Raw genomic sequence first — 12,290 nt, 5'->3', positions numbered from 1 at the left:
CGTCTCCCTGCTGTTTTCTTGGCAGATTTGCGTGGTTTAAGCGAGAGGGGCGGTCAGCAGGGCGTCACGTCGCCATAGACGATGAAGTGCGGATTGTCGTAGCCGCGCTCGCGCTTGCCGTAGAGCAGCGGGGTACCGTCTTCCGTCAGCACCCGTCCGCCAGCTGCCTCGACCACGGCGTGCCCGGCGGCCGTGTCCCATTCCATGGTGCGGCCCATGCGGGGATAGAGGTCGGCTTCGCCCGCTGCGATGAGGCAGAATTTGAGAGATGATCCGGCGCTCAGCGTCTCGCGGACATCATGCTTGCCGAGCCAGGTGTCGGTTTCAGGCGTGCGATGCGATTTTGATGCGATCGCGGTCAGCCCACCGGCCGGGCAGGCGCGGATCTTCAGCGGCGTGCGGTCTGTCGGTACGTCTCCGCCCGGCGCCACCGCTGCCTGCCAGCCCGAATTGTGGCTTTCGGCGACGAACAGGCGCTGCCTTGCCGGGGCGTAGACCACGCCCATGACCGGGCGACCGTGTTCGATAATGGCGATATTGACCGTGAATTCACCGTTCCGGCTGACGAATTCCCGTGTCCCGTCGAGCGGGTCGACAAGCGCGAACCTGTGGCCGTGCTCGGGAACATTGCCTTCGCTCGCAGCTTCTTCGGCAATGACCATCAGGTCGGGGTCGGCAATTTTCAGGGCTTCCAGGATCAGCGTTTCGGCTTTCTGGTCGGCCGCCGTCACGGGCGAAGCATCATCCTTCTGGGCGACACCAAAGTCGCTCTCGTAGATGTCCATGATCACTGCGCCGGCCTGAAGGGCGATGCGGGCGAGGTCGTCTGGCGTAAGGCTCATATCGGTTCCCGGAAACTCAGGCGGCTCAGCCGCGCTTCATTACGTCCATCAGTTCGACTTCGAAGACCAGCGCCGCGTTGGGCGGGATTGGTCCGCCCGGCGTTCCGGCTGGGCCATAGGCGAGGTCTGAAGGGATGTAGATCATCCAGCGGTCACCCGGTTTCATCATGGCGAGTGCCTCGACCCAGCCGGGGATCAGCTGGTTCGACGGGAAGGTTTCCGGATTGCCGCGCTCGTAGGAGCTGTCGAACATGTCACCGGTTTCGGCGAGGCGGCCTTCATAGTGCACGGCGACCATTTCGCCATTTTCTGGCGAGGGGCCCGCCGGGTCGCCGCTGGCGAGCACGACGTATTCAAGGCCCGATCCGGTCTTCATGACTTCAGGCAGGTCTGAATTCCACGGCGTGTATTTCGCCCAGGCGGCCTTGTCGATTGCCTTGGGAACCAGCACGGATTCCAGCTGGACGCGGAAGACGAGGTCGTCGCCGGCCTTGATGACGTTGCCGCGTGCGGAATTGCCGTAGGCAAGCGCATTGGGAATGAAGAAGAGATAGTCGTCGCCTTCGCTCATCAGCTGCAGGCCCTGGGTCCAGCCGGGAATGACCTGGTTCAGCCGGAACTGGATCGGCCTGCCCTTGTCGAAGGAGCTGTCGAATTTTTCGCCTGCAGCGGTGCGGCCGTCATAGTTGACGCTGACCATGTCTGTCGCGACGGGAGACTTGCCGCCTTTCGGCCCTTCCTTGAGGACGATGTATTGCAGGCCGCCTTCGCCGGACTTCACGTCCTTTCCGGCTGCGTCCCAGGGCAGGTATTTTTCGAATGGAGCGTTCACGTCAGTCAAGTCCTTGGTCTCGCTGCAGGCAGCGATCATGAAGAGGGCAGCGCAGGCTGCAGCGAATATGCGGATCATCTCGGGTCAGCTCCGTCTGGTTCTTTATCTGCCGCGGGTCTAGGGCCGTTTTCCGGTCAAGTCACCTTACCGCTACAGCGCGCGGGGCGGGTAGCCTTCTGCTGTCAGGGCGTCGATCACGTCCTGTGTGTGCTGGGCATCGCGGGTCTCGATCAGGATGTCGAATTCAGCGCCCTTGGCCGGCACGTCGAGCGCGAGCCGGTTATGCGCGACTTCCATGATGTTCGCGCCATTATCGCCGATCACCTTGGAAACCAGCGCCAACAGGCCGGGCCGGTCATCGCCGACGATGCGGATGGACGCGAGGCGCTTTTCCCTGACCAGAGCGCGTGTCAGGACGGAGGCCAGCAAACGCGTGTCGATATTGCCGCCACACAGGACGAGGCCGACTTTCCGGCCGGCAAATTTTTCAGGATGCGCCAGCAGGGCTGCGAGCCCCGCAGCGCCGGCACCCTCTGCGACCGTCTTTTCGACGTTGACGAAAAGGGTAATCGCGCGCTCCAGGTGCTCTTCCTCGACGAGGAGGACCTCATCGACAAGTTCACGGGTGATCTGGAGTGTCAGGCGGCCGACATCGCGCACGGCGATGCCTTCGGCGATCGTGGCGCCACCGACCTTGACTTCGCGGCCTTCCAGTTCGGCAAGCATGGCCGGATACATCGAGGTTTCGACACCGACGATGCTGATGTCCGGGTTGATGCCCTTGGCCGCAACCGCCATGCCGGCGATCAGGCCGCCTCCGCCGATCGGAACGACGAGCGTGTCGAAATCAGGTTTTTCCGCAAGCATTTCAAGGGCAACGGTGCCCTGTCCGGCGATGACATGAGGGTCGTCGAAGGGATGGATGAAGGTCAGGCCTTCACGCTGGCAGATATCGTAGGCTTTCGTCTTGGCCTCGTCGAAGCTGAGGCCGTCGAGCACGATCGTGGCGCCGTGGCTGCGGGTTTGTTCGACTTTGCTGAACGGCGTGGTGCGGGGCATGACGATGGTGGCGGGGATTCCGAGGCGCCGGGCGTGGTAGGCCACGCCCTGGGAATGGTTGCCAGCCGAAGCGGCGATGACGCCCGCCTTGCGCTGGGCATCTGTCAGGTGGGAGAGCCGGTTGAGCGCGCCGCGTTCCTTGAAGGCTGCGGTGAATTGCAGGTTCTCGAATTTCACCCACACTTCTGCGCCCGTAATGGCCGACAGTGTCCGCGAATGCATCATTGGCGTGTGCACGATCTGGCCTTCGAGGACGCGGGCAGCGGCTTCGATATCAGACAGCGTTACGGGCAGGGTGGTGGTGAGTGTATCAGGCATTCAGGAGGTCCCGGTTCAGGTCGGGCGCACCCTATTCTTGCAATCCGGTGAGGGCAAGGCGGGGGAGGCGAGGCGGTGGCAGGGGCGTTTCGTCGCGCTGGCCGGGGTGGGGCAGGGCGTGGTGTGGGCGAGGTCAGGCGAGGTGCAGGCCTTCGCTGCCGAGGATGGCGTCATGTTCGGCGACGAGATGGCCCGGGGCGATTTCGACCAGCTGCGGCTGGTATTGTTCCGCGTCGGGGTCATCGACCAGTTTCGACTTGAGGAAGCGCAGCGGCGCGCGGCTGTCGAGCGGGCTGGGCAGGTCACCGGTCAGCGTGATGCGTTCGCGGCTGCGTTCGAGTTTCGGGTCGGCGGCGGGTACGGCGGCGATCAGGGCCTTGGTATAGGGGTGGCGGGCATCTTCGTAGATCGCCGTGCGTCCGGCCAGTTCCACGACGCGGCCGAGATAGAGAACCATCACGCGGTGGCTGATCTCGCGCACGACGGAGAGGTCATGGCTGATGAAGATCATTGCGAGGCCGAATTCCTTCTGCAGCTCGATCAGCAGGTCGACGACCTGGGCCTGGACCGACACGTCGAGGGCCGAGACGGCCTCGTCACAGATGACCAGCTTCGGCTTCAGGATCATGGCGCGGGCGATGCCGACGCGCTGGTTCTGTCCGCCGGACAATTCGTGCGGGTAGCGGTTGATCAGGGCGGGGTCGAGGCCGACGCGGGGCATGATGGCCTGCACGCGCTGGTCGCGCTCGGCGCGGGTCAGGCGCGGTTCGTGCACCTGCAGCGGCTCGGCGATCGAGGCGCCGATGGTCATGCGCGGGTCAAGGCTGGCGAGCGGGTCCTGGAAGACGATCTGGAGGTCGTCGCGCAGGGCGTCCATTTCGGACTTGCCGGCTTTGGTGATGTCCTTGCCCAGCCAGGCAACCGTGCCGGATGTCGGCGGGATGAGGCGCAGCACGCCGCGGGCGAGGGTGGACTTGCCGCAGCCGGATTCGCCGACGACGCCGAGCGTTTCGCCGGGGCGGAGGTCGAATGACACGCCGTTGACGGCCTTCAGGGGCTTCATCTTGCCGAACAGGCCGCCCTTGATGCGGATCGGGAAGTGGACCTTCATGTCCTCGACTTCGAGCACCGGCTTGATGCTGCTGTCCGGGGCCGGGCCGAGCGCCGGGCGGCCACGCCGGTCCGGCTGGTCGATCCGCGGAACCGCTTCAAGCAGCATTTTCGTGTAGTCATGCTGGGGATTGTAGAAAATGTCGTCGACAGTGCCGCGTTCGACGATCTCGCCATAGCGCATGACGATGACCCGGTCGCACATGCGCGCCACGACGCCCATGTCGTGGGTGATCAGGGCGATGCCGGTGCCGGTTTCCTTCTTGAGGTCGTTCATCAGGTCGAGGACCTGTGCCTGGACCGTGACGTCGAGCGCCGTTGTCGGTTCGTCGGCCAGCAGCAGCTGCGGATTGCAGAGCATGGCAATGGCAATCATCACGCGCTGGCGCATGCCGCCGGACAGCTCGTGCGGGAACTGGTCCATGCGCCGGGCCGCTTCCGGGATGCGGACATTCTCCAGCCATTCGACGCAGCGCTTGTCGGCCGCTTCGCCCTTCAGGCCCATGTGCAGGGCCAGAGTCTCGCGCATCTGCGCACCCACCGTCATGTGCGGTGTCAGGCTGGTCAGCGGGTCCTGGAAGATCATCGACATCTTGGCGCCGCGGATCTTGCGCAGCGTCTCGACCGGGGCTTCGAGCATGTTGACACCGTCAAAGTCGACCCGGCCGGTGGCCGTGCCGTTCTCGGCGAGCAGGCCGAGGCTGGCGAGCGACGTCTGGCTCTTTCCCGAACCGCTTTCACCGACAATACCAAGGCATTCGCCGGCGGCGACGTCGAAACTGATACCGCGCACGGCATGGACACTGCCGTCGGGCGTGGAGAAATCGACCACAAGGTCTTTCACGGAAAGTATGCTCATGACGGCAATCTCTACAGGCACAGGGAAGGTGTGCAATGTTTTCAATGCACAAAAAAACCGCGCCGGTTAGGGCGCGGTTTGAGTTGGCGGGTCCGGCCCATCGGGAGGCAGGCCGGTCGCCGGGTTGTCAGAACCTGTAGCCGAAGCCGACCCCGACAACGAGCGGGTCGATATCGACATCAGCCTTCACATCGGTGCCGAGCGCCGTGGTGAAGTCGACTTTGACGTCTGTGTTGATCCAGATTTTCTTGATGTCTGCGTTGAAAGCCCAGCCACCAGGCTCGCCATCAAGGTCATAGTCGAAGCCGGCCTGCAGGGCCGGTCCGAAGCTGGAATCATAGGAGATGCCGTCGGCAACCGGGCCTTCGTCCTCGTCGAAGAAGAAGGTCGCGTTCACGCCTGCACCGACATAGGGCTTGAACTGGCCCATTTCGGTGAAGTGATACTGCACCGTCAGGGTGGGTGGCAGCAGCCAGACATCGCCAAGGTCTACCGTCGCGTCGGTCAGCGCGCCGGGCACGGTGACGTTGACGGCCTTCACGTCGTGCGGCGTGACGGCGAGGATGAGCTCGGCCGCAACATGCTTGTTGAAGAAATAGGTGATGTCGAATTCCGGCACGTATTGGTCGGAAATATCGACGTCACCGGGCAAGGTCGCACCGCCGGCCTTCAATGTCCCTGCCTCGTCAGGCAGGACACCGAGCACGCGGGCCCGCAGCATCCACGGGCTGTCTTGGGCGTGGGCTGCGGCGCTGACGCCGGTCCATGCTGCGCTTGCCATGAGAGTTGTGATGACTAGTCTTTTCATTGGTCTGTACCCCGCATTGTGATCCAATGCGGGCGATGTAGGCCATTGATTTTGAAGGGGTAATTGCCCGTTTTGACGCGCGGTTTCACGCCGCGCGGCATGTGCGCGCTTCTAGGTAAAAGTCCCGATTGTGTCGGATGCGGGTAGGCAGGACAGTGATGAATTGCGCCTGATCCGCCGGCCGGTGCGGCGTGATGACAGGGCCTTTCCCCTAGCGGCAGGCTTGAACTTGTCGGCGCGAGCGATGAACATGCCCGCCAGACCCACGCCGGAAACGGCCATCACAGGATATCGCTTATGCCCGTCATCAATTTCCTTACGCCCTGCATCTTTGACTCCGGCGCGCTGAAGCAACTGGAAGTCACGGCAAAGAAGCTCGGCATCACGCGGGCCTTCATCGTGACAGATCCCGGCATCAAGGCCGTGGGCATTCTTGACAAGGTGATTGCGGCGCTGGGCAGCACGCCGGCGGGTATCTTCGCCGAGACGGTCGCCAATCCGACGGAAAAACAGGCCAAGATTGCGACGCAGGCCTACAAGGACAGTGGCGCAGACGGCATCATCGCGCTCGGCGGCGGGTCTTCAATGGACCATGCCAAGGCGATCGGCCTGATGGCCTCGCATGATGAACCGCTGGAAACCTATGCCGCGCTGATCGGCGGTGCGAAGAAGATTCACAAGATCCCGCCGCTGATTGCCATCCCGACCACGGCCGGAACCGGCTCTGAAGTGTCGATCGGCATGATCACGACGATGGAGAATGGCCGCAAGGAAACCTTCGCCTCGCCCTTCCTGATCCCGTCGACGGCAATCTGCGACCCGGACCTGACGATCGGCCTGCCGGCCTTCCTGACGGCGGCGACCGGCATGGACGCGGTGACCCATTGCATCGAGGCGGTGCTGACGCCGACGGTCAATCCGCCGGCCGAGGGCATCGGCTATGACGGCGTGACGCGGGCGCTGGGTGGCGACTGGCTGAAGCGCGCGGTCAAGGACGGTAACGACACAGAGGCGCGCTGGAACATGATGATGGCGAGCTATGAGGGCGCGCTGGCCTTCGTGAAGGGCCTCGGCGGCGTGCATGCGCTCAGCCATGCGGCGGGCCGCCTGCACGAGAAGAAGCTGCACCACGGCACGCTGAACGCGATCTTCCTGCCGCACATCCTGCGGTTCCACGAAGGATCGGCTGACGAGAAATACGCGCGCCTGAGGACGGCGATGGGCCTGAAGCCCAAGGCGGACCTTGGCGATGCGATCCAGGACCTGAATGATGCCATCGGCATTCCGAAAACCCTGTCGGACATCGGCCTGACGGCGGCAGATGGCCCGGGCATTGTCGACTTCGCCCAGAAGGACCTCGCGCATTTCGGCAACCCGCGCACGATGGGGGCCGATGATTATGCCCGCGTCTACGAAATCGCGCTGGGATAGGAGCCATCGGCATGGGTGCGTTCGACGAGGTGATTGAGCGCGCTGCCGGCCACCATGGCGGACGCGCCGCCGTGCTTGAACGCGCTGCAAATCCTCACGCCGTGGAGGACCTGTCGAAGGTTCCCGCCGACCGGCTGCTGTCGACAATGGCGCGCTGCGTGTTCAATGCCGGGTTCAACTGGAAGGTCATCGACGCCAAGTGGGACGGCTTCGAAGCGGCGTTCGAGGGGTTTGATCCGGCCAGGCTGGCCTTTTTCGGCGACGAGATGATGGGCGACCTGGTCTCCGACGCGCGGATCGTGCGCAATGGCCAGAAGATCAGGGCGACGCTCGAGAATGCACGGATGGTGGCAGAGATCGAGCAGGCCGAAGGCGGGTTCGGCACGTTCCTCGCCGCCTGGCCGGCCGATGACCAGACCGGCCTGATGGCGTTCCTGCACAAGAAGGGCTCGCGGCTCGGCGGCGCGACGGCGCAGTATTTCCTGCGGTTTTGCGGCTGGGATGCGTGGATCACGTCGACGGACATGCGCACGGCACTGGTGCGTGAAGGTGTGCTCGACACGCCGGTCGCAACCAGCAAGGGCGATCAGGCGAAAGTCCAGGCCGCAGTGAACCGCTGGCATGACCAGTCGGGCCTGCCGCGCGCGACGATCAGCCGGCTGCTGGCGCTGAGTACCGGATGAGGCGCCGCGCCGGGGTTACGGTTTGACGGCCAGGGCGCTGAATACCGACACGCAGAACGGCACGACGAAGCTGAGCCCCATTTTCCACCAGTTCAGCGGTTCGAAGGCGATCACGCGCTCGAACTGGTTGATAAGGGTCAGGATGGACCCGACGGTCACAGCGACGATCAAGCCGCGGATGAGAATTGCGCGCATGGTGCCTCCAGTATCGGGCCGGGACGAATTTGCTTCCTGAACCGGCGCGAATCCCTGCATCTACTCCGTCATGGTACAGGAAATCCAGAACTATGCGGGCGGACTGGGCGTTGCCGCCAGTGCCATGGCCATCGGGGCAGCCTGGGTGGTGACGATTGCGTCGCCCAATTGCAGCTATGACAAGCTGGATGGCAGCCGGGCCGACGGGCATGTGCGCGAACTGCTGCACCAGACGGCCATCCCGATTGCCTGCATGATGCTGGCGGCAGGCGCGCTGTTCGCGCTGGCAACCAGCTGGGTGGCCTGTGCGACGGCGCTTCTGGCAGCGTTTGGCTTCTATGCCACGCGGATGATGCTGGCGCCGAAAGTGGGCAAGAATCCGAAAGGCGTGCGCACCCGGCGCAAGGACCAGCGCGCGGTATCTGTCAGCCTGTCGCTGATGTTCACCCTGATCGCCGTAATTGCAGCGATTCTCGGGCTGATCGGGCTCTAGGCGTAGACCAGCCAGAGGCAGCCCATTTCGTGCAGGGCCCTGAAATTGTCGACCGAGCGGCTGGCGGCGCGCCGGGCGATTTCGCCGGCGGACTTGCGGTTCACGGCCAGCATCAGCGCGCAGATTGCCAGGCCTGGAATGAAGGCCCACCAGACAAAGGCCAGGGTCGCCAGAAAGCCGAGCAGGCAGATGAAATAGGCCAGGGCATCGAGGACACGGAAGCGGACATACATGTTCCGCCCGAAGGCATTCAGCAGTTCCGGGCGCTTGTGCAGCTCCTCTGCATCAATCGCAAAACGCTGGCCGGGGACGTTTTCCATGAACACGGCGCGGGTCATCTGGCCGGCGCGATGGGGGTTGGGTTCGCATTTCAGGAACATGGCTTTTTGCCTCCTCGAGTGAACCATAAAGCATGCGTGCGTTAACCTCTGGCGGCGCTGGCGATGAAAATTCAACGGAAATTAAACACTTCCTGGCAGGATTTGCTGCAGCGCCTGACTGGCGAATCCGTTTGCTACCGGGCCAAGCTGCACTTATGTTGCAATGCAGCATGAAAGGTTTGTAATGCGATGCTTTACTCCCTCGTCGAACTGAACCGGGCTGCAATGGCGCCGATGCGCCTTGCGGCAAAGGCCGGACGGGCCGCCCTCCTGTCGCCCCTTAACCCGATCGGAAAGACTGAGTACGGGAAGTCTCTGGCAGCGTTTGCCGACGTCTTCGAGAGCACGACGCGCTATTATGGCAAACCGGAATGGCGGATCGACACCGTGCGGGTCAACAGTGCGCCGGTAGATGTGACGCCGACCGTCGCGTGGCGCTCGCCCTGGTGCAACCTCCTGCATTTCAAGAAGGATCCCGACCAGCTCGCCGCTGCGCGCAAGCCCGGTTCGCCGCCGCTGCCCCGGATGCTGATCGTCGCGCCGCTGTCAGGCCATTATGCCACGCTGCTGCGCGGCACGGTGGAGGCGTTCCTGCCCAATCACGACGTCTACATCACCGACTGGTCGGATGCGCGCATGGCGCCGGTCTGGCTCGGTCGGTTCGACCTGGATGACTATGTCGACCATATCCGCGATATGCTGACGCACATCGGCGGCGGTGCGCATGTGCTCGGTGTCTGCCAGCCGGGACCGCCTGTGCTGGCGGCCCTGTCGATGATGGCCGAGGATGATGATCCGGCCCGGCCTGCCTCGATGACATTCATGGGCTCGCCGATCGACGCGCGCCGCAGCCCGACCGTGCCGAATGAACTGGCTGAAGAGAAGTCTTTCAGCTGGTTCGAGGCAAACATGATCCACACCGTGCCGGCGCCCTATCCGGGCGTCATGCGCCGCGTCTATCCGGGTTTTGTCCAGCTCGCGTCGTTCATGCACATGAACTGGGATCGCCATGTCGATGCGCAATGGCATTTCTTCAACCACCTTGTCGAAGGTGACGGCGACGAGACCGACAAGCACCGCGAATTCTACGACGAATACCGGTCCGTGCTCGACCTGACGGAAGAATTCTACCTCCAGACCATCCAGCGGGTGTTCCAGGAACACCACCTCGCCCGCGGCATCTACAAGTATCGCGACACGCGCCTGGTCAAGCCGTCTGCCATCCGCGACATCGCGTTGATGACGGTTGAGGGCGAGAAGGACGATATTTCCGGCATCGGCCAGACCCAGGCAGCACATGATTTGTGCACGAATATTCCGGACGACATGAAGGCGGACTACGTCCAGCCCGGCGTCGGCCATTATGGTGTGTTCAACGGCAATCGGTTCCGTACCGAAATCGTGCCGCGCGTCACGCAGTTCACCAGCCGGTACCTGGACGTGAAGGCTGAAATGGCTGCGCGGGCCTGAGGCAACGGGCCAGTTCATTTCTGCCTGACCAAGCGGGGCAGATGCCCTATATTAGGCAGGTGGAGCGCGCCCCTTTTGCTCTCCCCCGAAGAAGGAGACAGGCCATGACGGCTTCTGATGCTTTCCCTGAAACACTGTCGGAGCGCTTCCTGACGGTCACATGGTGGGCCATGTTGCTGCGTGGCATTGCGGCAGTCCTGTTCGGCATCCTGAGCTTTGCCTGGCCGGAAATCAGTCTTCTGACACTGATGATCGTGTATGGCGCCTACGCCATCATGGACGGCGCTTTCCTGATCATCGCCGCCTTCCGGGGCGGTGCGTTGCGCTATTGGCTGCTGCTGCTCAGCGGTGCTCTGGGCGTTGCCGCCGGCGTGATCGCCATTGCCTGGCCGGGCCTCACGGCCATTGTCCTGGTCTTCATCATTGGCTGGTGGTCAATTGTCCGTGGCGTGATGGAAATCATGCTGGCCATTCGCGTGCGCCGGGAAATCCCGCATGAGTGGCTCCTGATCCTGGCCGGCCTGTTGTCGGTCGTGTTCGGTGTCGTCCTGCTGGCGGCGCCCGGCTCCGGTGCACTGGCGCTGATCTGGCTGATCGCCCTCTGGGCTGTCGTCTTTGGCGGGCTGATGATCATCCTCGCCATCCGGCTGAGGCATTGGCGTCAGGCCTGAGGCCTGACTCGGCTGGTCAGCTGCAGGCGACCGCCTCGAAGTCGAGAAGCTCGATTTCCGGGCTGAGGTGACCCGCTTTCGCCGGCTCGGCCCCGGCCAGTGCTGTCGACAGGTATTTCTTGTTGTCGTCGCAGAAGACCGTGGCAACGCAGGCATCCGGTCCCAGCTTCTCCGCAGCGATCAGGGCGCCGATGAGATTTGCGCCTGACGATATACCGACGCCGAGACCAAGTTCATTGGCGAGGGCCTGGGCCATCAGGATCGCGTCTCCGTCAGAGACCGCGATGACGTCGTCCAGTTCGGTGAACTCCACGATGGCCGGGATGAAATCGTCGGATATGCCCTGGATCCTGTGGCTGCCGACCTTGTGTCCGGTCGACAGCGTCGGGGACTCCATCGGCTCCAGCGGATGCACCTTCACGCCCGGCACCGCCGCACGCAGGGCCCGGCCGACGCCCATCACCGTACCGCCTGTCCCGACACCCGCGACGAAGGCGTCAGGCGTCAGGCCGAGCGAGGCCAGCTGGCGCAGGAGTTCCGGCCCGGTGGTTTCGCCATGGCCCAGCGCATTGTCGCAATTGGAGAACTGGCAGGGCAGGAACACGTCGTCGCGATCCGCCGCCAGCGCCCGTGTCGCGGCGATGGCGCCAATGAACCCGCCCTCTTCGCGGCTGACGAGGTGGAGTTCCGCGCCGAGGCTACGCAGCAGGCACTTGCGTTCGTCGCTCATCCAGTCGGGCATGTAGATCCGCACCGGATGGCCGAGGGCACGCCCCAGCGCCGTCAGGGCGATGCCGGCATTGCCGCTGGTCGCTTCAACGATCAGGTCGCCGGGCTTCAGGGCGCCGCTGGCATAGGCGCGGGCAAGGATCGAGAGGGCCATGCGGTCCTTGATCGAACCGGTGAGGTTGTAGTGTTCGGCCTTGGCGTGAATGACCCGCTCGACTCCGCGGTAGCGCAGACGGATCGAGAGCAGCGGTGTCCGGCCGATCAGCGCGCCGAGCGCCTTGAGGCGAGCGGGCGGAACGTGTGCCGGCCGGATGGCGTTGCCGGGTTCGTGCAGGGTGGCAGCAAGAGCAGGCATCGGCAGGACCTCGAATTATTCAGATCAGGAAGAGTCTCACGCCCTTCATCCAACT

The 12,290-nt window shown here is 63.6% G+C and carries 13 protein-coding genes; 5 read left to right on the top strand and 8 right to left on the bottom strand.

The features are described 5' to 3' along the window. Positions 1 to 53: 53 nt before the first annotated feature. From cysQ to HJO_RS14090, 5 genes are all read right to left on the bottom strand, one after another. Positions 54 to 842 (bottom strand): 3'(2'),5'-bisphosphate nucleotidase CysQ, encoded by a 789-nt coding sequence (cysQ, locus tag HJO_RS14110; RefSeq protein WP_035617998.1) that lies wholly within the window; start codon positions 840 to 842, stop codon positions 54 to 56. A gap of 25 nt (positions 843 to 867) precedes the next feature. Continuing rightward, entirely contained in the window at positions 868 to 1,752 is an 885-nt protein-coding gene (locus tag HJO_RS14105) for an FKBP-type peptidyl-prolyl cis-trans isomerase (RefSeq protein ID WP_051618638.1), read from the bottom strand. Positions 1,753 to 1,824: 72 nt separating this feature from the next. Next, positions 1,825 to 3,051, bottom strand: a complete 1,227-nt coding sequence (locus tag HJO_RS14100) for a threonine ammonia-lyase (protein ID WP_156945678.1) — start codon at positions 3,049 to 3,051, stop codon at positions 1,825 to 1,827. Positions 3,052 to 3,184: 133 nt separating this feature from the next. Continuing rightward, positions 3,185 to 5,020: an ABC transporter ATP-binding protein gene (locus HJO_RS14095; protein ID WP_035617996.1), complete on the bottom strand. Its 1,836-nt coding sequence runs from the start codon at positions 5,018 to 5,020 to the stop codon at positions 3,185 to 3,187. A 127-nt stretch (positions 5,021 to 5,147) separates the two neighbouring features. Next, positions 5,148 to 5,828, bottom strand: a complete 681-nt coding sequence (locus tag HJO_RS14090) for an OmpW/AlkL family protein (RefSeq protein WP_035617994.1) — start codon at positions 5,826 to 5,828, stop codon at positions 5,148 to 5,150. Positions 5,829 to 6,125: 297 nt separating this feature from the next. Here HJO_RS14090 and HJO_RS14085 point away from each other — a divergent pair, with 297 nt between their 5' ends. Together HJO_RS14085 and HJO_RS14080 are read left to right on the top strand one after the other, a co-directional pair. After that, a complete protein-coding gene (locus tag HJO_RS14085) occupies positions 6,126 to 7,259 on the top strand; it encodes an iron-containing alcohol dehydrogenase (RefSeq protein ID WP_035617992.1) in 1,134 nt (377 codons plus the stop codon). 11 nt (positions 7,260 to 7,270) lie between these two features. Continuing rightward, positions 7,271 to 7,942: a DNA-3-methyladenine glycosylase I gene (locus HJO_RS14080; protein WP_035617990.1), complete on the top strand. Its 672-nt coding sequence runs from the start codon at positions 7,271 to 7,273 to the stop codon at positions 7,940 to 7,942. Between the two features lie 15 nt (positions 7,943 to 7,957). Here the strand turns inward: HJO_RS14080 and HJO_RS14075 are convergent, their stop codons facing one another. After that, on the bottom strand, positions 7,958 to 8,137 hold the full coding sequence (locus HJO_RS14075; RefSeq protein WP_035618121.1) for a hypothetical protein: 180 nt from the start codon (positions 8,135 to 8,137) through the stop codon (positions 7,958 to 7,960). Positions 8,138 to 8,207: 70 nt separating this feature from the next. Between HJO_RS14075 and HJO_RS14070 the strand changes: the two genes are divergently transcribed. Continuing rightward, positions 8,208 to 8,630 (top strand): hypothetical protein, encoded by a 423-nt coding sequence (locus HJO_RS14070; protein ID WP_035617988.1) that lies wholly within the window; start codon positions 8,208 to 8,210, stop codon positions 8,628 to 8,630. Here the strand turns inward: HJO_RS14070 and HJO_RS14065 are convergent. Continuing rightward, positions 8,627 to 9,010: a hypothetical protein gene (locus HJO_RS14065; protein WP_035617986.1), complete on the bottom strand. Its 384-nt coding sequence runs from the start codon at positions 9,008 to 9,010 to the stop codon at positions 8,627 to 8,629. The two genes, HJO_RS14070 and HJO_RS14065, sit on opposite strands and share 4 nt — an antisense overlap. 189 nt (positions 9,011 to 9,199) lie before the next feature. On the opposite strand from HJO_RS14065, the gene HJO_RS14060 reads away from it, so the two are divergent. Continuing rightward, the gene (locus HJO_RS14060) at positions 9,200 to 10,480 is read left to right on the top strand and encodes a polyhydroxyalkanoate depolymerase (RefSeq protein ID WP_035617984.1); all 1,281 of its coding nucleotides are present in this window, start codon (positions 9,200 to 9,202) and stop codon (positions 10,478 to 10,480) included. Between the two features lie 104 nt (positions 10,481 to 10,584). Continuing rightward, positions 10,585 to 11,151 (top strand): HdeD family acid-resistance protein, encoded by a 567-nt coding sequence (locus HJO_RS14055; RefSeq protein WP_051618637.1) that lies wholly within the window; start codon positions 10,585 to 10,587, stop codon positions 11,149 to 11,151. A 16-nt stretch (positions 11,152 to 11,167) separates the two neighbouring features. Here HJO_RS14055 and HJO_RS14050 read toward each other — a convergent pair whose 3' ends face one another. Further along, positions 11,168 to 12,235 carry a PLP-dependent cysteine synthase family protein gene (locus HJO_RS14050; protein WP_084142038.1) on the bottom strand — a complete coding sequence of 356 codons (1,068 nt, stop codon included), beginning with the start codon at positions 12,233 to 12,235 and terminating at the stop codon, positions 11,168 to 11,170. Between the last annotated feature and the right edge of the window lie 55 nt (positions 12,236 to 12,290).

The organism is Hyphomonas johnsonii MHS-2 (assembly GCF_000685275.1).
Lineage (GTDB): Bacteria > Pseudomonadota > Alphaproteobacteria > Caulobacterales > Hyphomonadaceae > Hyphomonas > Hyphomonas johnsonii.
The sequence above is the reverse complement of the archived record's forward strand: the minus strand, read 5'-3'. Positions and strand labels throughout refer to the sequence as shown.

Coding starts and splice junctions, on each gene's coding strand:
- cysQ (WP_035617998.1), bottom strand. CDS start 842: ATGAGCCTTACGCCAGACGACCTCGCCCGCATCGCCCTTCAGGCCGGC.
- HJO_RS14105 (WP_051618638.1), bottom strand. CDS start 1,752: ATGATCCGCATATTCGCTGCAGCCTGCGCTGCCCTCTTCATGATCGCT.
- HJO_RS14100 (WP_156945678.1), bottom strand. CDS start 3,051: ATGCCTGATACACTCACCACCACCCTGCCCGTAACGCTGTCTGATATC.
- HJO_RS14095 (WP_035617996.1), bottom strand. CDS start 5,020: ATGAGCATACTTTCCGTGAAAGACCTTGTGGTCGATTTCTCCACGCCC.
- HJO_RS14090 (WP_035617994.1), bottom strand. CDS start 5,828: ATGAAAAGACTAGTCATCACAACTCTCATGGCAAGCGCAGCATGGACC.
- HJO_RS14085 (WP_035617992.1), top strand. CDS start 6,126: ATGCCCGTCATCAATTTCCTTACGCCCTGCATCTTTGACTCCGGCGCG.
- HJO_RS14080 (WP_035617990.1), top strand. CDS start 7,271: ATGGGTGCGTTCGACGAGGTGATTGAGCGCGCTGCCGGCCACCATGGC.
- HJO_RS14075 (WP_035618121.1), bottom strand. CDS start 8,137: ATGCGCGCAATTCTCATCCGCGGCTTGATCGTCGCTGTGACCGTCGGG.
- HJO_RS14070 (WP_035617988.1), top strand. CDS start 8,208: ATGGTACAGGAAATCCAGAACTATGCGGGCGGACTGGGCGTTGCCGCC.
- HJO_RS14065 (WP_035617986.1), bottom strand. CDS start 9,010: ATGTTCCTGAAATGCGAACCCAACCCCCATCGCGCCGGCCAGATGACC.
- HJO_RS14060 (WP_035617984.1), top strand. CDS start 9,200: ATGCTTTACTCCCTCGTCGAACTGAACCGGGCTGCAATGGCGCCGATG.
- HJO_RS14055 (WP_051618637.1), top strand. CDS start 10,585: ATGACGGCTTCTGATGCTTTCCCTGAAACACTGTCGGAGCGCTTCCTG.
- HJO_RS14050 (WP_084142038.1), bottom strand. CDS start 12,235: ATGCCTGCTCTTGCTGCCACCCTGCACGAACCCGGCAACGCCATCCGG.